Below are 18,674 nucleotides of genomic sequence, written 5' to 3' on the forward strand. Positions count from 1 at the left end.
GTCAGCGCGCCGAAAAGATCAGTACCGCACCCACCGGCACCGACAAGCTGATAGACGTGAGCCCGGCCGCCTTACGCAAGGCCGCAACACCCGGCATCAGCTCGAAATCCTCGGCGTGCACCACCACAGGTTGCAGGGTCACGACCTGGAACCGGCGATCATCCAGGCGCGTGGCGAGCAGCTCGGCACTGTAAGTCTGGGTCTTGCCATGCAGCGTGACCGCCAGCGGCAGACGCAACTCCAACTGTGCGCCGGGCGCCAGATCGTTGATCGGTTGCAGGTTGATCTGCGCGTTGATCCGGGCTTCGGGGAAAGTCTTGATTTCAAACAGGTCATTACGCATGCGCTCATCGCGCAGGGGGATGCCACTGTTGATCGACTCCAGCTCCACCTCCAACTGCGCCGCGCCGTTGCCATCCACCTTGCCATGCAACACCAGGAAGCGATGCACTTCGGCAATTTCAGTGTTTTTGGTGGTCACGAACGACAGGCGCGAGGACTCGTTATCCAGGTACCAATCGGCATGGGCAGGTAAGGCGGTGGCGGCCAGGAGGGCGAAGGCCAAGGGTTTGATTGACATTAACGACTCGCGGGGGAAAACCTGAGCGAACCTTAAGCGCAATGTCATGAACGGTGCAAATCCATTGTGGAGGAGGCGCGCCAGGCCAACGCCAGGTCCTACGTCGACCAATCAACCTATCCCCGCTAGACACGCAGGCGGCCGCCGCTGCACCCATTGCGTCAGTTGCTCATGGGCATACGCCAATTGCAGGACCGCACGGTCGGCCTGCGCCGGGCCGATGATCTGCAGGCCCATGGGCAGGCCCTGGGAGTTAAAGCCCACCGGAATGCTCATGCTCGGCAGGCCGGCCAGGGTGGGGCCGATCACCACTTCCATCCAGCGATGGTAGGTGTCCATGTCACGCCCTGCCACCTGGCGCGGCCAGGGTTGTCGGGCATCGAAAGGGAACACTTGGGCCGTGGGCAGCAACAGGAAATCGTAGCGTTCGAACAGCTTGGCCAACGCGCGATACCACTCGCTGCGATCCACCGAAGCCTGATACACCTGCTGGGCACTCAAGCCCAGGCCACCCTCCACTTCCCATTGCGCCTCGGGCTTGAGCAAGGCGCGTTTTTTCGGGTTGGCGTAGGCCCCAGCCAGGTTGCCATGCACCAACCAGTGGCGATGTACCAACCAACTACGCCACAGGCGCGCCATGGAAAAGTCCGGCAGGCAGCGTTCGACGTTGCAACCCAGCGTGGCGAAATCCCCGAGGGCCGATTCGCACAGGCTCATGATCCCGTCTTCCATCGGCAGGTAGCCGTTATAGTCGCCCAGCCAGCCGAGGCGCGTGCCCTTGAAGTCACGCGCCAAGGGTTGGCCCAGGACGCGCGGATCGTCCTTGGATGACAACGGTACCCGAGGGTCATAACCCGCCTGGATGCTCAGCAGTTGCGCCACATCCGTCACGCTGCGGCCCATCGGGCCTTCGGTACTCAATTGCTGCACGAACAGTTCCGGCACCGGCCCGTGGGGCACCCGGCCCTGGGACGGGCGCAAGCCGAACACATTGTTGAATGCCGCCGGGTTGCGCAACGAACCCATCATGTCGCTGCCATCGGCCACCGGCAGCATGCGCAGCGCCAGGGCCACGGCCGCCCCGCCGCTGCTGCCGCCTGCGACACGGCTGGGGTCGTACGCGTTGCCGGTGGTGCCGAACAGCGTGTTGTAGGTCTGTGAGCCGAGGCCGAACTCCGGCACGTTGCTCTTGCCGATGATGATCGCGCCGCTGGCACGCACGCGTGCCACGCTGATCGCGTCTTCTGTCGGCACATGGTCGGCGAACAATGGCGAACCCAGGGTCGTGCGTAACCCCTGGGTGGCCGCCAGGTCCTTGATCGCCTGGGGCATGCCGTGCATCCAGCCACGGGACCGGCCCTGGGCCAATTCGCGATCACAGGCCCGCGCCTCGGCCAGCACCTCATCGGCTTCGCGCAGCGACACCAGCGCATTCACGCTCGGGTTGAAACGCTGGATCTGCGCCAGAAATGCCAGCATCACTTCTTCGCAGGAGACCTGCCGGGCGTGGATCGCCCGTGACAGTTGCGCGGCATCCCAATCAACAATACTCAAGGCCTCACCTCACTCGCAAACGATAGCGGCTACCTGGCAAACGCTACCTCATGCGTACAGTAAGCACACCGGCAACGTCAGCGTGCAAGCTGACAACAACGGCGTGTGCATACAGGTGTGAAACTTCAAGGCAACAGGCGGCAGCCCTGGCGGTCCCCCATCCACCGCGCAGTATGGGTGCGCCCCAACCCACTGGCGGTGACTTCACTGCGCTGCGGGTTATCGCTCAACGCATTGATCGGCACGTACTGCTTCACATACCCGCGGCAATAATCGGCCGGGTTGTTCTCCACATACCGGCACGAACAATATTCCTTGGCCGTGTACGCCGCGATGATGTCGGGGAAGGCTTGCAGGTTGACGCGCTCGTGCCAGATCCAACCCAGCAAGGCGAGCAACAACAGTAGAAACAGACTGGTAAACGGTCGACGGCGGATCATGGTTGCACCGCCGCAAGCACGTGTTTGAGCAATTCGTTATGGCGGTAGCTACCATCGCGGTCGTCGCCGTAACGCACGATCACCAAGTGTTCGTCGGGCATCACGAACAATGCCTGGCCCCAGTGGCCGAGGGCGGCAAAGGTGTCGGCAGGGGCGTCGGGCCAGGGTTGCGGCACGCCTTTGTTAAGCCACCAATGCCCACCCGGCACCGCGTCGTCCTGGCCGGCTTTGTAGCGGTCGAACGGCTGGCGGTTGAAGGCGACCCAGTCTTTGCGCAGCAACTGCTGATCACCCCAGCGCCCGTCGCGCGCCATCAGCAGGCCGACCCGCGCCAGATCGCGGGCGGTGAGGTATGCGTAGGACGAGGCGACAAAGGTTTCATTGGCATCGGTTTCCCACGTGGCGTTGTGAATGCCCAGCGGTTTGAAGAGCGCGTCCCACGGGTAACTCATATAGGCCTTGTGACCGAGCATGCCTTTGAGGGCAGCGGAGAGGATATTGCTGTCGCCGCTGGAGTAACGGAACGCCTGGCCTGGCGGGTTGACGGACGCGGTGTCTGCGGCGAAGTCGGCCATATCGCCACGGCCGCGGGTGTAGAGCATTGCCACCACCGAGGAGTTCAGCGGGGCGTACTCATAGTCCTCCTGCCAGTCCAGGCCCGAGGCCCAGTGCAGCAAGTCGGCCATCGTCACCGTGGGGTGTTGTTTCATCGGCGGGTAAAAGCGCGCCACGGGGTCGCTCAGCTTGAAGCGGTTCTCGCCGTAGGACACGCCGAGCACAGTGGCCATCAGGCTTTTACTGACGGACCACGTCAGGTGCGGCGTGCTGGCCGTGGTGGGCGCGCCGTAGCGCTCATAAATGATCTGGCCATCGCGGATCACCAGCAAGGCATCGGTGCGGATGCCTTTGCGGGTGACGTCATCGCGGGCTGGGAATGCGTAGGCGTCCAATGCATCGACAGCAGGGCCGGAAAGCGCTGTGCCCTTGGCCCATTCCTTGTCGGGCCAGGTTTCGGCGTGGGCGGTAACGGTGACGAACAGCAGGGCGACACACAGCAAGCCTCTGACCATAAACGCAGACTCAACGAGGGGGGCATTCAAGCCCGCGAGCCTAGCCGAGGCCGATGACAGATTTGCGACAAACAGCCTGTCATCCAACCGTCACCGTAACTTCATGGAGATGACACCGAGGCTACATAGCCTGAGTTTGGACAAACAAGTCGACCGGCCGGTAAGTGGCCGGCACTCGGAGATTCGCCATGACTCAGATCGCCCGCATCAGCGACACCGGCAATGAACGCCGCCTGCAAGCCGAACGCCTGGTTGGCGCACAGGCGTTGCAGGAAGCCCAGGCCCTGCGGTTCAACGTGTTCAGCGGCGAGTTCAACGCCAAGCTGAAAGGTGCGGAACTGGGCCTGGACATGGATGATTATGATGTTCACTGCAGCCACATCGGCGTGCGTGATTTGAACAGCGGTCGACTGGTGGCGACCACCCGTTTGCTGGACCACCAGGCAGCCGGCACTCTGGGCCGGTTCTACAGTGAAGAAGAATTCAGCCTGCACGGCTTGTTGCATCTGCAAGGCCCGATCCTGGAAATCGGCCGCACGTGCGTCGATCCCGCCTACCGCAACGGCGGCACCATCGCGGTGCTGTGGGGCGAGTTGGCCGAGGTGCTCAACGAGGGTGGCTACAGCTACCTGATGGGCTGCGCGAGCATCCCGATGCACGATGGCGGCATCCAGGCCCACGCGATCATGCAGCGCCTGCGCGAACGCTACCTGTGCAATGAACACTTGCGCGCCGAACCGAAAAAGCCGCTGCCGGCGCTGGACCTGCCGTCCAACGTCATCGCCGAGATGCCGCCCCTGCTCAAGGCGTATATGCGCCTGGGTGCGAAGATCTGCGGTGAGCCGTGCTGGGATGAAGACTTCCAGGTGGCCGACGTATTTATCCTGCTCAAGCGCGATGAGTTATGCCCGCGTTATGCCCGCCACTTCAAGGCGGCGATGTGATGAGCCGCCTGCGCGTCTATGGGCGCATTGCACGGGTGTTGCTGGTGGTGGCGCTGGGCTTGAGCATGGCCAGTGTCTTTGGGGTGTTCGAACGCTTGGGTGTCGCCAACTCGATGGTGCGACGCCAGCGCTGGTCGCGATTCTTCATGGCGCGGTTGACTAACGCTCTGCCCTTTCGCGTGACGGTACACGGCGAGCTGCCGCAAACGCCGATGCTGTGGGTGAGTAATCACGTGTCCTGGACCGACATTCCGCTGCTGGGCATGGTCACGCCGATGTCGTTCCTGTCCAAGGCCGAAGTGCGCACCTGGCCGGTCGCCGGCTGGTTGGCAGCCAAGGCCGGCAGCCTGTTTATCCGCCGGGGCTCGGGCGACAGCCAGTTGATCCGCAAGCAGATGACCCGCCATCTGGAGCAGCAGCACCCACTGCTGATGTTCCCGGAGGGCACCACCACCGACGGGCGCAGCCTGCGCACCTTCCACGGACGCTTGCTGGCCAGTGCCATTGATGCCGAGGTGTCACTGCAACCGGTGGCCATTCGTTATCTGCGCGGCGGCCAGGTGGATCCGCTGGCACCGTTCATTGGCGATGATGATTTGCTCTCGCACCTGATGCGCCTGTTTGCCAATGACCAGGGCGATGTCGAGATTCATGTGCTCAAGCCGATTGCCTGTGCCGGCCAGGAACGCGCGGCATTGGCGTACCAGGCGCAACAAGCGGTGCAGAAAGCCTTGTTCGGGCCGCTGCCGGAGATCGAGCAGGTGGATGCACGGCCTGCATTCGCTGCCTGAATCGTTCAAATGTGGGAGGGGCCTGCTCCCTCCCACACTTGGCCTGATGCTGCCAGTTGGGTGCTGGCAAACGCCTGCAGTTGCGGATAGAACACCCGGAAGTCCTCACTCAACGGCTCATAGAGCATGCGCAACTCCTGCATTGCATGGCCCAGTTCTGCGGGCTGTGTCAGGCGCCGTGAGATCCCCCGCAACACCTGTTCCATCACCGCAAACTCGCGGTAGGAACCCAACCAGTCATCCGCCGCCATATAGGGGGCGATCTGCGCCAGGCGCCCTGGCAACTGCGGTTCGGCCGCCAGTACGCGATACACCTGCGAGGTGAAGCGCTCCAGCGGTTGGTCGGCATACACCAGCCAGTCCCGCGCCAGGCAGTGGTCAAAAAACACATCGAGGACGATCCCGGCATAACGCCGGCGGGTCAGGCTGAAGCGCGACAACGCCTGCCCCACCCGTGGGTGGCTGTCGGTGTAGCGGTCGATTGAGCGGTGCAGCGCAATGGCCGATTCGATTTGCGGACTGAACTGGCCCTGCAGGCGGCCTTTGACGAAGTCGCCATAGAGGCTGCCCAACAGTTGCGCAGGAAGTTGGCCGCCCAAGTGCAGATGTGCGAGATAATTCATGACGTGCAGTCTAACACTGCCGCCAACGTATCGTTATAACCCGATATACCGAATTGATCGGCATCAAGACCAAAATCATATTGGTATATCGGAATTCAACGATTTAAAGTTCGCCTCATCGCGATATAACGCTGCAAGCAACGAGCAACCGCCATGTCCATCGACCTCGACGAAATAATAAAAGCCCTGGCACACCCAGTACGACGAGACATCCTCACCTGGCTTAAAGACCCCAAGGTGCAGTTTCCCGAGCAACTGCATAACCACGAATACGGCATTTGCGCCGGGCAGATCGACCAGCGCTGCGGCTTGTCCCAGTCGACGGTGTCGGCCCACCTGGCCACCTTGCAACGGGCCGGTCTGATCAGCAGCCAGAAGGCTGGGCAGTGGCACTTTTTCAAACGCAACGAGGAAACCATCCAGGCCTTCCTCGCTGCGCTCATCACCGAACTCAGCGCTGACGATAAGGCAGCGCTGTAACAAGGACAGGATAATGCCTCTCTCGCTACTCATACTGGCCCTGAGCGCCTTTGCCATCGGCACCACCGAGTTCGTCATCATGGGCTTGTTGCCCGATGTGGCGGCAGACTTGGGTGTGTCGATTCCAGGTGCCGGCTGGCTGGTGACCGGCTACGCCCTGGGCGTGGCCATCGGCGCGCCCTTCATGGCATTGGCGACCGCCAAGCTGCCACGCAAGGCCGCCCTGGTAGTGCTGATGGGCATCTTCATTATCGGCAATCTGCTCTGCGCCCTGGCCAGCGACTACAACGTGCTGATGTTTGCCCGCGTGGTGACCGCGCTGTGCCACGGGGCCTTCTTCGGTATCGGTTCGGTGGTGGCCGCCAACCTGGTGCCCGCCAACAAGCGTGCCTCGGCCGTGGCCTTGATGTTCACCGGCTTGACCCTGGCCAACGTGCTTGGCGTGCCATTGGGCACGGCGCTGGGCCAGGCAGCCGGCTGGCGCTCGACCTTCTGGGCCGTCACCGTGATTGGCGTGGTGGCGTTGATCGGTCTGATCCGCTTCCTGCCCGCCAAGCGTGATGAAGAAAAACTCGACATGCGCGCCGAACTCAAAGCGCTGCAGGGCGCCGGTATCTGGCTGTCGCTGAGCATGACCGCGCTGTTTTCAGCGTCCATGTTCACGCTCTTTACCTACGTCGCGCCGTTGCTGGGCGATGTCACCGGCGTGTCGCCCAAGGGCGTGACCTGGACGCTGTTGCTGATCGGCCTGGGCCTCACCCTGGGCAACATCATCGGCGGCAAGCTGGCGGACAAACGCCTGGGCGCCACCTTGATCGGCGTGTTCATCAGCATGGCGGTGGTTTCCACCGTACTGAGCTGGACCAGCACCGCACTGATCCCGACTGAAATCACCCTGTTCCTGTGGGCCACCGCTGCGTTCGCCGCCGTCCCTGCACTGCAAATCAACGTGGTGACCTTCGGCAAGGCTGCACCGAACCTGGTGTCCACCCTGAACATCGGCGCTTTCAATGTCGGCAACGCCCTCGGCGCCTGGGTGGGCGGCAGTGTGATTGCCCACGGCCTCGGCCTGACCAGCGTGCCCCTGGCCGCCGGTGCCCTGGCGGTGCTCGCGCTGCTGGTGACCTTGATGACTTTCCGTCAGGGCGGCGACGCCGACCTGGCCCCTGCGACCAACTGATCAACTTAATAGAGAGAGTGTTTTCCCATGACGACTATTTTCGATCCGATCAAACTGGGCGACCTGGAACTGTCCAACCGTATCATCATGGCGCCGCTGACCCGTTGCCGCGCCGATGCCGGTCGCGTTCCCAACGCATTGATGGCCGAGTACTACGTGCAACGTGCTTCCGCCGGGCTGATCCTCAGCGAAGCCACTTCGGTCACGCCGATGGGCGTGGGTTACCCTGACACCCCGGGCATCTGGTCCAATGACCAAGTGCGTGGCTGGGCGAATGTCACCAAGGCCGTGCACGGCGCAGGCGGCAAGATTTTCCTGCAACTGTGGCACGTAGGGCGCATCTCGCATGAGTCCTACCTGAACGGCGAAACGCCCGTTGCCCCGAGCGCCATCCAGCCTAAAGGCCACGTCAGCCTGGTGCGCCCACTGGCCGACTACCCTACCCCGCGCGCCCTGGAAACCGCTGAAATCGCCGACATCGTCGACGCCTACCGCGTGGGTGCGGAAAACGCCAAGGCCGCAGGTTTTGACGGTGTGGAAATCCACGGCGCCAACGGCTACCTGCTCGACCAATTCCTGCAAAGCAGCACCAACCAGCGTACCGACAACTATGGCGGCTCCCTGGAAAACCGGGCGCGCCTGCTGCTGGAAGTGACCGACGCTGCGATTGAAGTCTGGGGTGCCGGCCGTGTGGGCGTACATCTGGCTCCGCGCGCCGACTCCCATGACATGGGCGACGAGAACCTGGCGGAAACCTTCACCTACGTCGCGAGCGAACTGGGCAAACGTGGTATCGCCTTCATCTGCTCCCGCGAAAAAGAAGGTGCCGACAGTCTCGGCCCACAGCTGAAAAAAGCCTTCGGCGGCCCGTACATCGCCAACGAGCGCTTCACCAAGGACAGCGCCAACGCCTGGCTGGCCGCCGGCAAGGCGGATGCGGTGGCCTTCGGCGTACCGTTCATTGCCAACCCGGACCTGCCGGCCCGCCTGAAGGCCGATGCGCCGCTGAACGAAGCGCACCCGGAAACCTTCTACGGCAAAGGCCCGGTGGGTTACATCGACTACCCGACGCTGGCGCTTTGAGCGTCACTCTGAATAAGTAGTACGACAATAAAATGTGGGAGGGGGCTTGCCCCCGATAGCGGTGTGTCAGCCAACGAATCAGGCGACTGACACTGTGCTATCGGGAGCAAGCCCCCTCCCACATTTTGCTTTGTATAGCCTATGAGGAAACATTCCTTCACAGGCTTGCAACAAAATCGCTACAAAATACTTAGGCGGCTACCTATCAACCGCCGGTCAGCCCGTATATAAAGTCATCCTGCCCATCAGGCGAAGGGGCGATTGACTGTTTCTGGAATTTGCCGTTGACACAACTGGAAGCAATTACGCATTTTGTCTTAATTGCGCAGGCTGGGGCTCAGGCGCAGCATGTCCAGCCCTGTATCCACCCAACGCTCGGCGTCCTGGTGCAGTTGGAAGCTGTCAGGCACCAATAGCCATTGGCCAATCAAGCCGTGGATGTAGGCGTGGATGCACACGGCGCCACGGGTAGTGTCCAGGTTTTCCGGCAGTTGCCCCCGATTGACCGCGTTACGCAACGTCAGGCCGATGCGCAGGTTGCACTCAAGACTGTGGGTCTGGCGTTGGCGCCGCATGTCACACATTTCATCGGTGAACTCGCACTTATGAAACAGGATTTCGTTGATGCGCCGGGTTTTCGGGTCCAGGGCCACTTGATGATAAAGATGAATCAACAGCTTGCGCATACAGCCCAGCGGGTCGACTTCATCCTCGCTTTCACTCGCCCTGGCCAATTCGTCCAGGGGTTCGTGCAGCGTGTCCAGCAGTGCCTGGAACAAGTCCGACTTGTTACTGAAATGCCAGTAAATGGCACCGCGTGTCACGCCGGCCAGCGTGGCGATGTCCGCCAGCGTGGTCCGCGCGACGCCGCGCTGATAAAAGGCGTGCTCGGCGGCCTCGAGAATCTGGCTGCGCGTTTCCTGAGCTTCCTCTTTGGTGCGACGAACCATGGCAGTAAAACCTCAATCAGAACACTTGGGATGATCGGTAACGAGCATCTGAATAATTGTGGGACGACGCCGTCAGGGGCGCCGAACGTACTAGAATCGAGGCTTTCAGCGGTGCTTTGTCAACATTGCGCGAAGCCTGTCAAGAGTTTACAAACAACCATGAACGTAAGTATATTGCGTAGCAAGCTACTTATCTACTCACAGCTTGTTTTTTACCCTTCCACACTGCTTGTGCGCATTCTGCGCGCCTGACCCGAGGATCTTCATGCAACTTAAGCCAGCTGTTACCGCTCTGGTCACTGCCGTCGCCCTGGCATCGCTGCTCAGCGGATGTAAAAAGGAAGAAGCGGCTCCGCCCGCTCAAACCCCTCAGGTCGGCGTGGTCACCATTCAACCGCAAGCCTTTACCCTGACCACTGAACTGCCGGGCCGCACCACGGCTTACCGCATTGCGGAAGTCCGCCCCCAGGTCAATGGCATCATTCTCAAGCGCCTGTTCAAGGAAGGCGGCGACGTGAAGGAAGGGCAGCAGCTCTACCAGATCGACCCGTCGGTGTATGAGGCCACCCTGAAAAGCGCCCAAGCCAGCCTGACCCAGACCAAGTCCATCAGCGACCGCTACAAGCAGTTGGTCAATGAGCAGGCCGTCAGTCGCCAGGAATACGACACCGCCGTGGCCAACCGCATGACCGCCGAAGCCAACGTGCAAACCGCCCAGATCAACGTGCGCTACACCAAAGTGTTCGCGCCGATCTCCGGGCGTATCGGCCGTTCTTCGGTGACCGAAGGCGCGCTGGTCAGCAATGGCCAGACCGATGCACTGGCCGTGATCCAGCAACTGGACCCGATCTACGTCGACGTCACGCAGTCCTCGGCTGAAATGCTGAAACTGCGCCGCGACCTGGAAAGCGGCCAGCTGCAAAAAGCTGGCGACAACGCCGCCAAGGTCAAGCTGACCCTGGAAGACGGCACCGCCTACGGCCTGGACGGCAAGCTGGAATTCTCGGAAGTGTCGGTCGACCAGACCACCGGTTCCGTGACCCTGCGCGCCGTGTTCCCCAACCCTGACCACACCCTGCTGCCGGGCATGTTCGTCCACGCCCAACTGCAAGCCGGTGTGAACAGCAAGGCTATCCTGGCGCCGCAACAAGGCGTGACCCGTGACCTCAAGGGCATCCCGACGGCACTGGTCGTGAACCAGGACAACAAGGTCGAACAGCGCGTCCTGGTGGCGAACCGCACTGCCGGCGCCTACTGGCTGGTGGAAGATGGCCTCAAGGCCGGTGACCGCGTGATCACCGAGGGCCTGCAGTTCATCAAGCCGGGCATCGAAGTCAAGGTCAAGGACGCTGATAACGCTAAACCCGCCGGTACGGCTGCAGCACCTGCTGCCGCTGCTGGTAAAGGGGAGTAATTCATGTCGAAATTTTTTATCGACCGTCCCATTTTTGCCTGGGTAATCGCCCTGGTGATCATGCTGGTCGGGGCACTGTCGATCCTGAAGTTGCCCATCAACCAATACCCGGCCATCGCGCCAACCGCCATCGACATCCAGGTGACCTACCCAGGCGCGTCCGCACAAACCGTGCAGGACACCGTGGTGCAGGTCATCGAGCAACAGCTCAACGGTATCGACAACCTGCGTTATGTCGCCTCGGACAGTAACTCCGACGGCAGCATGACCATCACCGCGACGTTCAACCAGGGTACCAACCCGGACATCGCCCAGGTTCAGGTGCAGAACAAGCTGAACCTGGCGACCCCATTGCTGCCGCAAGAAGTGCAGCAGCAGGGTATCCGCGTGACCAAGTCGGTGAAGAACTTCCTGATGGTGATCGGTCTGGTGTCGGAAGACGGCAGCATGACCAAGGACGACCTGTCCAACTACATCGTTTCCAACATCCAGGACCCGATTTCCCGGACCGCCGGTGTGGGTGACTTCCAGGTGTTCGGTTCGCAATACGCCATGCGGATCTGGCTCGACCCGGCCAAGCTGAACAACTATCAGCTCACGCCGGTAGACGTCAGTAACGCCATCTCGGCCCAGAACGTCCAGGTCGCGACCGGCCAGTTGGGCGGCCTGCCTGCCCTGCCCGGCACCCAGCTGAACGCCACCATCATCGGCAAGACCCGTCTGCAAAGCGCCGAAGAGTTCGCCAAGATCCTGATGAAGGTGAACGCCGACGGCTCGCAGGTTCGCCTGGGTGACGTGGCTCGTATCGAGCTGGGTGGCCAGAACTACAGCATCAGTGCACAGTTCAACGGCAAGCCGGCCTCGGGTATGGCCATCAAGCTGGCAGCCGGCGCCAACGCCCTGGACACCGGCAAGGCGATCCGTGCCACCGTGGCCTCCCTGGAACCGTTCTTCCCGCCAGGCATGAAGGCGGTGGTGCCGTATGACACCACCCCGGTGGTGACCGAGTCGATCTCCGGGGTAGTCGACACCCTGGTCGAAGCGATCGTGCTGGTGTTCCTGGTGATGTTCCTGTTCCTGCAGAACTTCCGCGCCACCATCATCACCACCATGACGGTACCGGTGGTATTGCTGGGTACCTTCGGCATCCTCGCGGCAGCCGGCTTCACCATCAACACCCTGACCATGTTCGGCATGATCCTGGCCATCGGCTTGCTGGTGGACGATGCCATCGTCGTGGTGGAAAACGTCGAGCGGGTCATGGCCGAGGAACACCTCTCGCCCAAGGAGGCGACGGTCAAGTCCATGGGCCAGATCCAGGGTGCCCTGGTGGGTATTGCCCTGGTATTGTCGGCGGTACTCTTGCCGATGGCCTTCTTCGGTGGTTCCACCGGTGTGATCTACCGACAGTTCTCCATCACCATTGTTTCGGCGATGGCGTTGTCGGTACTGGTTGCCCTGATCTTTACCCCGGCCTTGTGCGCCACCATGCTCAAGCCGATCGACCCGGAAAAACACGGCCAACCCAAGCGCGGCTTCTTCGGCTGGTTCAACCGCACCTTTGATCGCGGCGTTCAGAAGTACGAGCGCGGCGTGGGCGGCATGATCAAGCACAAGATTCCAGCGTTCCTGGTGTATGCGCTGATCCTGGCCGGCATGATCTGGATGTTCACCCGTATTCCAAGCGCGTTCCTGCCTGAGGAAGACCAGGGTGTGATCTTTGCCCAGGTGCAGACGCCGGTCGGTTCGTCGGCTGAACGTACGCAAAAAGTCATCGACGACATGCGTGCCTTCCTGCTCAACGACAAGGAAGGCGAGCCGGGCGAAGGCAAGGCCGTGAAGTCGGTGTTTACCGTGAACGGCTTCAACTTCGCCGGCCGTGGCCAGAGCTCGGGCCTTGCGTTCGTGATGCTCAAGCCATGGGGCGAGCGAGATGCTTCGCAATCGGTGTTCGAGGTCGCGAAACGGGCCCAGGGTTACTTCTTCGGGGCCTTCAAGGACGCCATGGTCTTTGCCATCGTGCCGCCTTCGGTTCTGGAACTGGGTAACGCCACCGGTTTCGACGTGTTCCTGCAAGACCAAGGCGGCGTCGGCCACCAGAAGTTGATGGATGCGCGTAACCAGTTCCTCGGTGCCGCGGCGCAAAGCAAGATCCTGGCGGGCGTACGCCCCAACGGCGTGAACGATGAGCCGCAGTACGAGCTGACCGTTGACGACGAGAAGGCCAGTGCCCAGGGCATCAGCCTGTCGGAAATCCAGCAGACCCTGGCGATTGCCCTAGGTGGCAGCTACGTCAACGACTTCATCGACCGTGGTCGTGTGAAGAAGGTGTACGTGCAGGGTGACGCGGCCAGCCGCATGTCGCCGGAAGACCTGGACAAATGGTACGTACGCAGTACCTCCGGGAAGATGGTGCCCCTGTCGGCCATCTCGTCGGGCAAGTGGATCTACGGCTCGCCCAAGCTCTCGCGTTACAACGGTGTAGCGGCGATGGAAATCCTCGGTACTCCGGCACCTGGTTACAGTACCGGTGACGCGATGGCGGAAGTCGAGCGCATTGCCAAGAGTCTGCCGGCCGGTGTCGGCTACTCGTGGACCGGCCTGTCATATGAAGAACGCCTCTCCGGCTCCCAGGCGCCTGCGCTGTACGCCCTGTCGCTGCTGGTGGTGTTCCTGTGCCTCGCGGCCCTGTACGAAAGCTGGTCGATCCCGATTGCGGTGATTCTGGTGGTGCCGCTGGGTGTGATCGGTGCCTTGATCGCCACCAGCCTGCGCGGCCTGTCCAACGACGTGTTCTTCCAGGTGGGCCTGCTGGTAACCGTCGGTCTGGCGGCGAAAAACGCCATCCTGATCGTGGAGTTCGCCAAAGAGCTCCACGAACAGGGCAAGGGCATCGTCGAGGCCGCCATCGAAGCGTCCCGCATGCGTCTGCGCCCGATCATCATGACGTCCATGGCGTTCATGCTCGGCGTACTGCCGCTGGCGATTTCCACCGGCGCAGGTTCAGGCAGCCAGCATGCAATCGGTACCGGCGTGATCGGCGGTATGATCACGGCGACTGTCCTGGCGATCTTCTGGGTGCCACTGTTCTACGCTACCGTGTCCTCCGCCGGCGAACGCAAGAAGCCGGTGGCCATTGAAACTCCTAAAGAGGCTGGCCAATGAGCAAGTCGCTAATTTCCCTGGCCGTCACCGCATTCGTGCTCAGTGGCTGCTCCTTGATACCTGACTACCAGCGCCCCGAGGCGCCGGTAGCTGCCCAGTTCCCGCAGGGGCCGGCGTATTCGTCGGCCCAGGCGCCGGGCCAGGCCGCTGCAGAGCAAGGCTGGAAGCAGTTTTTCCATGACCCGGCCCTGCAACAGCTGATCCAGACCGCGCTGGTGAACAACCGTGACCTGCGCGTCGCGGCGCTGAACATCGACGCGTATGCGGCGCAGTACCAGATCCAGCGTGCCGACCTGTTCCCGGCCGTTTCGGCCACGGGCAGCGGCACCCGCTCGCGCACTCCGGCCCGCCTGTCGCAGACCGGCGAAGCGAGCATCAACAGCCAATACTCGGCCGGCCTCGGGATCAGCGCGTATGAGCTGGACCTGTTCGGTCGCGTACGCAGCCTGAGCGAAGAAGCCCTGCAAAAGTACTTCGCCACTGAAGAAGCACGGCGCAGTACCCAGATCAGCCTGGTGGCCAGCGTGGCCAACGCCTACCTGACCTGGCAGGCCGACAAGGAACTGCTCAAGCTGACCCAGGAGACCTTGGGCGCCTTCGAGGAGAGCTATCGGTTGACCTCGCGCAGCAACGAAGTCGGCGTGGCCTCGGCCCTCGACCTCAGCCAGTCGCGTACCTCGGTGGAAAACGCGCGCGTGCAGCTTGCCCGCTATACGCGCCAGGTGGCCCAGGACGAAAACAGCCTGACCCTGCTGCTGGGTACCGGCCTGCCGGCCAATCTGGCCAGCAAGCCGCTGTCGGATGACCTGCTCAGCGAAGTGCCGGCCGGCTTGCCGTCGGACCTGCTGCAACGGCGTCCCGACATCGTGCAGGCCGAGTACAACCTCAAGGCAGCCAACGCCAATATCGGCGCCGCCCGGGCAGCGTTCTTCCCGAGCATCAGCCTGACCGCCAGCGCCGGCACCGCCAGCCCCAACCTGGGCGGCCTGTTCAAAGGCGGTTCGGGCACCTGGTCGTTTGCCCCGCAGATCAACATCCCGATCTTCAACGCCGGTAGCCTGCGCGCAAGCCTGGACTACTCGAAGATCCAGAAAGAGATCAACGTGGCCAACTACGAGAAAGCCATCCAGACCGGCTTCCAGGAAGTCTCCGACGGCCTCGCCGCACGTGCGACCTACAAACAGCAACTGGACGCCCAACGTGGTTTCGTCGCGGCCAACCAGGATTACTACCGCCTGGCCGAGCGTCGCTACCGCATTGGTGTCGACAGCAACCTGACGTTCCTCGATGCACAGCGCCAACTGTTCAGTGCCCAGCAATCGCTGATCACCGACCGCCTGGCGCAGCTGACCAGCGAGGTCAACCTGTACAAGGCCCTCGGCGGTGGCTGGAACGAGCAGACGGCGAAGAACGAGCCGTTGAAAGAAGAAGCGCCGAAGATGAAGCTGTTCTGATCTGCGCGACGTAAACGAAGCCCACCTTTTGGTGGGCTTTTTATTTTGCATGCCTTCAACAGCTTTCGTTCGATCATCGCACACAACCCGCTCTCCCCCACTTTCAACGCTCCCATAGCGCCAAGCACCATGGCCGCCACCTGCACAACCCCAATAACAACAGGTCCAACGCCATGAGCATTTTCCACCCGCGCCAGCTGTTGCTGGCCATCGCTGTCGCCAGCCTTGCCCTCCCCGTGGTCGCCGAAGAACACGGCTTTCTCGAAGACGCCAGCGCCAACCTCAACCTGCGCAATTTCTTCTTCAACCGCAATTACACCAACCCGACCAAAAGCCAGGGCGGCGCGCAGGAGTGGACGCAGAGTTTCATCCTCGACGCCAAGTCCGGCTTTACCCAGGGCACCGTGGGTTTCGGCCTGGACGTGCTGGGCTTGTACTCACAAAAGCTCGACGGTGGACGCGGCACCGGCGGCACCCAACTGTTGCCGCTGGATCACGATGGCCGCCCGGCCGATAACTTCGGACGCCTCGGCGTAGCGTTCAAGACGCGCATTTCGAAGACCGAAGTGAAGGTCGGCGAATGGATGCCGGTACTGCCGATCCTGCGGGCCGACGACGGCCGCTCGCTGCCGCAGACCCTGCGCGGCGGGCAGATCACTTCCAAAGAGATCGACGGCCTGACGCTGTATGGCGGCCAGTTCCGCGCCAACAGCCCGCGTGACGACAGCAGCATGAGCGACATGTCCATGACCGGCAAAGCGGCGTTCACCTCCGACCGTTTCAACTTCCAAGGCGCGGAATACGCGTTCAATGACAAACGCACCCAGGTCGGCCTGTGGAACGCCCAGCTCAAGGACATCTACCGCCAGCAATTCGTCAACCTGATCCACAGCCAACCCGTGGGCGACTGGACCCTGGGCGCCAACCTTGGCTTTTTCTATGGCAAGGACGATGGCAGCGCCCGCGCCGGCAGCCTGGACAACAAGACCTGGTCCGGCCTGTTTTCCGCGCGCTACGGCGGCAACACTTTCTACGTCGGCCTGCAAAAACTCACCGGCAACAATGCCTGGATGCGCGTCAACGGCACCAGCGGCGGCACCCTGGCCAACGACAGCTACAATTCCAGCTACGACAACGCCCAGGAGAAATCCTGGCAAGTGCGCCACGACTACAATTTCGCCGCCCTCGGCATCCCGGGCCTGACCTTGATGAACCGCTACATCAGCGGCAGCAACGTGCACACCGGCACGATCACCGACGGCAAGGAGTGGGGGCGTGAAAGCGAAGTGGGCTACACCGTGCAGAGTGGAAGCCTGAAAAACCTCAACGTGCGCTGGCGCAATTCCACGATGCGCAGGGACTACAGCAACAACGAGTTCGATGAAAACCGGTTGATCGTCAGTTACCCGATCAGCCTGCTGTAAACCGGCGTCACACTTACTGTATGGTGCGCGCCTGCCGCTGCTGAAGCACCCAGCAGCGGCCTTTATTCGAGCCCGCGTCCACCATGAAAGCCCTCGCCTTAGCGACTGCCCTGCTAGCCCTGGCCTTGAGCCTCAACGGCTGCATCAGCGCACCTATTGCCCTGACGCCGCAGACCGCGCAGCGTTTGCAGGCCCAGGCACCGATCCGATTTCTGCTGACCTTCGATGACGGCCCCAGCGCCTCGGGCTATAACAACCCGAGCCGTTCGGTAATCGCGGACCTGGCGAAAAACCCGGTGTTGCCGGGCATCAAGGCGGTGTTCTTCCTGCAGACCGAAGCCTCGCGCTCGGGGGGCAACCCGCGTGGTCACAAGACCATGGAGCGTGAGTATGCCGCCGGGCATATCCTGGCATTCCACACGGCTACCGCGTTTCATACCAACCATCGCTGGCTCAATGATGCCGAATTGGAAAGCACCCTCACCCAGGGTTCGGCAGATATCGCCGCCATCACGGGAACCCCGCCCCTGCTGGTACGCCCGCCCTTCTGGAACTACGACAAACGCACCTTCGCGGCCTACCAGCGCCATCACCTGCAGGTGTTGCTGACCGACTTGAGTGCAAACGACGGCAAGATCTGGGGATTCAATGGCAGCCCGCGTCGCCGCGCCAACCTGTACCGGCAACTGTCAGTGGTGCGCGAACGTATTGCCTTGGGCGAACTGCCCACGGTGGACGGGGTGATCCCCGTAGTGGTGACCTTCCACGACATCAACCGCTACACCGCACGGCATATGCAGGAGTATCTGCAGATCCTGCTGGACAGTGCCAGGATCAACGGCATGAAAACCGCCGCCGAACCCTTCTACACCGACCATGCCACCCTGGAACGCGCCGCGCTGGCACGCACGGTCAAGGATGTGAATGAGCCGGTGCATCTGCCTGGGGTATGGAATTGGGTGTGGGATGCCGACTCCCACTGATCACTGCCGAGACTCAACCCCCAGCTCATCCCACACCGACTCCGCCAGGTGGAACGTCGCATTCGCCGCCGGAATGCCGCAGTAGATCGCGCTCTGCATCAATACTTCCTTGATCTCGGCACGGGTCACGCCGTTGCTGGCGGCGGCGCGCAGGTGCAGTTTCAGCTCTTCGCTGCGGTTCATGCCGATCAACATGGCGATGGTGATCAGGCTGCGGGTGTGCCGTGGCAACCCGGGCCGGGTCCAGATATCGCCCCAGGCATGACGGGTGATCATCTCCTGGAACTCGCTGTTGAACTCGGTCAGGGCATTGAGGCTGCGATCGACGTGGGCATCGCCCAGTACCTCGCGGCGTACCTGCAGGCCATCGGCGTAACGTTGTTTCTCGTCCACAAAAAATTCCTCACTTGTAGTGAGCGGGCTTGCCCTAATGCCAGTCAGTTAAGGTTTAACGCTGTCACTGTGGGAGGGGGCTTGCTCCCGATAGCGGTGGGTCAGTCGATAAACTGCTGACTGGCATACCCTCATCGGGAGCAAGC

17 protein-coding genes are annotated in these 18,674 nt (G+C 61.8%); 10 read left to right on the forward strand and 7 right to left on the reverse strand.

Going from position 1 to position 18,674, the window contains the following annotated elements:
• Position 1: 1 nt before the first annotated feature.
• The 4 genes from DK870_RS22645 to DK870_RS22660 all read right to left on the reverse strand — a co-directional run bounded on the left by DK870_RS22645 (position 2) and on the right by DK870_RS22660 (position 3,644).
• Positions 2 to 580, reverse strand: coding sequence for a YceI family protein (locus DK870_RS22645; protein WP_161549730.1), 579 nt, complete (start codon positions 578 to 580; stop codon positions 2 to 4).
• A gap of 111 nt (positions 581 to 691) precedes the next feature.
• Positions 692 to 2,134 (reverse strand): amidase, encoded by a 1,443-nt coding sequence (locus DK870_RS22650; protein WP_161549731.1) that lies wholly within the window; start codon positions 2,132 to 2,134, stop codon positions 692 to 694.
• Positions 2,135 to 2,259: 125 nt separating this feature from the next.
• A complete protein-coding gene (locus DK870_RS22655; protein WP_104995753.1) occupies positions 2,260 to 2,574 on the reverse strand; it encodes an amidase in 315 nt (104 codons plus the stop codon).
• Positions 2,571 to 3,644: a serine hydrolase gene (locus DK870_RS22660; RefSeq protein ID WP_161549732.1), complete on the reverse strand. Its 1,074-nt coding sequence runs from the start codon at positions 3,642 to 3,644 to the stop codon at positions 2,571 to 2,573. Before DK870_RS22660 ends, DK870_RS22655 begins: the two co-directional genes overlap by 4 nt.
• A gap of 188 nt (positions 3,645 to 3,832) precedes the next feature.
• On the opposite strand from DK870_RS22660, the gene olsB reads away from it, so the two are divergent.
• The gene (olsB, locus tag DK870_RS22665; protein WP_060753765.1) at positions 3,833 to 4,588 is read left to right on the forward strand and encodes an L-ornithine N(alpha)-acyltransferase; all 756 of its coding nucleotides are present in this window, start codon (positions 3,833 to 3,835) and stop codon (positions 4,586 to 4,588) included.
• Positions 4,588 to 5,379, forward strand: a complete 792-nt coding sequence (locus tag DK870_RS22670) for a lysophospholipid acyltransferase family protein (RefSeq protein ID WP_060753766.1) — start codon at positions 4,588 to 4,590, stop codon at positions 5,377 to 5,379. Before olsB ends, DK870_RS22670 begins: the two co-directional genes overlap by 1 nt.
• Before the next feature lie 5 nt (positions 5,380 to 5,384).
• Here DK870_RS22670 and DK870_RS22675 read toward each other — a convergent pair whose 3' ends face one another.
• Positions 5,385 to 6,002 (reverse strand): ACP phosphodiesterase, encoded by a 618-nt coding sequence (locus DK870_RS22675; RefSeq protein WP_161549733.1) that lies wholly within the window; start codon positions 6,000 to 6,002, stop codon positions 5,385 to 5,387.
• Positions 6,003 to 6,155: 153 nt separating this feature from the next.
• On the opposite strand from DK870_RS22675, the gene DK870_RS22680 reads away from it, so the two are divergent.
• Genes DK870_RS22680 through DK870_RS22690 form a run of 3 tightly spaced genes read left to right on the forward strand, consistent with a single transcriptional unit; the run spans position 6,156 to position 8,745 of the window.
• Complete coding sequence (locus DK870_RS22680) at positions 6,156 to 6,482, forward strand: helix-turn-helix transcriptional regulator (protein WP_060753768.1); 327 nt, start codon at positions 6,156 to 6,158, stop codon at positions 6,480 to 6,482.
• Between the two features lie 13 nt (positions 6,483 to 6,495).
• Positions 6,496 to 7,662, forward strand: a complete 1,167-nt coding sequence (locus DK870_RS22685; protein WP_161549734.1) for an MFS transporter — start codon at positions 6,496 to 6,498, stop codon at positions 7,660 to 7,662.
• 27 nt (positions 7,663 to 7,689) lie between these two features.
• Positions 7,690 to 8,745 carry an alkene reductase gene (locus DK870_RS22690; RefSeq protein ID WP_104995748.1) on the forward strand — a complete coding sequence of 352 codons (1,056 nt, stop codon included), beginning with the start codon at positions 7,690 to 7,692 and terminating at the stop codon, positions 8,743 to 8,745.
• A gap of 317 nt (positions 8,746 to 9,062) precedes the next feature.
• Here DK870_RS22690 and DK870_RS22695 read toward each other — a convergent pair whose 3' ends face one another.
• Positions 9,063 to 9,695, reverse strand: a complete 633-nt coding sequence (locus tag DK870_RS22695; RefSeq protein ID WP_090366301.1) for a TetR family transcriptional regulator — start codon at positions 9,693 to 9,695, stop codon at positions 9,063 to 9,065.
• A gap of 265 nt (positions 9,696 to 9,960) precedes the next feature.
• On the opposite strand from DK870_RS22695, the gene DK870_RS22700 reads away from it, so the two are divergent.
• The 5 genes from DK870_RS22700 (at position 9,961) to DK870_RS22720 (ending at position 18,135) form a co-directional block, all read left to right on the forward strand.
• On the forward strand, positions 9,961 to 11,109 hold the full coding sequence (locus tag DK870_RS22700; RefSeq protein ID WP_060753772.1) for an efflux RND transporter periplasmic adaptor subunit: 1,149 nt from the start codon (positions 9,961 to 9,963) through the stop codon (positions 11,107 to 11,109).
• 3 nt (positions 11,110 to 11,112) lie between these two features.
• A complete protein-coding gene (locus DK870_RS22705) occupies positions 11,113 to 14,274 on the forward strand; it encodes an efflux RND transporter permease subunit (protein ID WP_161549735.1) in 3,162 nt (1,053 codons plus the stop codon).
• A complete protein-coding gene (gene adeC / locus DK870_RS22710) occupies positions 14,271 to 15,728 on the forward strand; it encodes an AdeC/AdeK/OprM family multidrug efflux complex outer membrane factor (protein WP_060753774.1) in 1,458 nt (485 codons plus the stop codon). Before DK870_RS22705 ends, adeC begins: the two co-directional genes overlap by 4 nt.
• 173 nt (positions 15,729 to 15,901) lie before the next feature.
• Positions 15,902 to 17,152 carry an OprD family porin gene (locus tag DK870_RS22715; RefSeq protein WP_161549736.1) on the forward strand — a complete coding sequence of 417 codons (1,251 nt, stop codon included), beginning with the start codon at positions 15,902 to 15,904 and terminating at the stop codon, positions 17,150 to 17,152.
• Between the two features lie 83 nt (positions 17,153 to 17,235).
• A complete protein-coding gene (locus DK870_RS22720; RefSeq protein ID WP_161549737.1) occupies positions 17,236 to 18,135 on the forward strand; it encodes a polysaccharide deacetylase family protein in 900 nt (299 codons plus the stop codon).
• Here the strand turns inward: DK870_RS22720 and pcaC are convergent, their stop codons facing one another.
• Complete coding sequence (gene pcaC, locus DK870_RS22725; protein ID WP_060753777.1) at positions 18,136 to 18,528, reverse strand: 4-carboxymuconolactone decarboxylase; 393 nt, start codon at positions 18,526 to 18,528, stop codon at positions 18,136 to 18,138. It abuts the gene before it with no gap.
• Positions 18,529 to 18,674: the final 146 nt, after the last annotated feature.

The sequence above is a fragment of the Pseudomonas sp. Q1 genome (assembly GCF_009935975.1).
Classification (GTDB): domain Bacteria; phylum Pseudomonadota; class Gammaproteobacteria; order Pseudomonadales; family Pseudomonadaceae; genus Aquipseudomonas; species Aquipseudomonas palleroniana.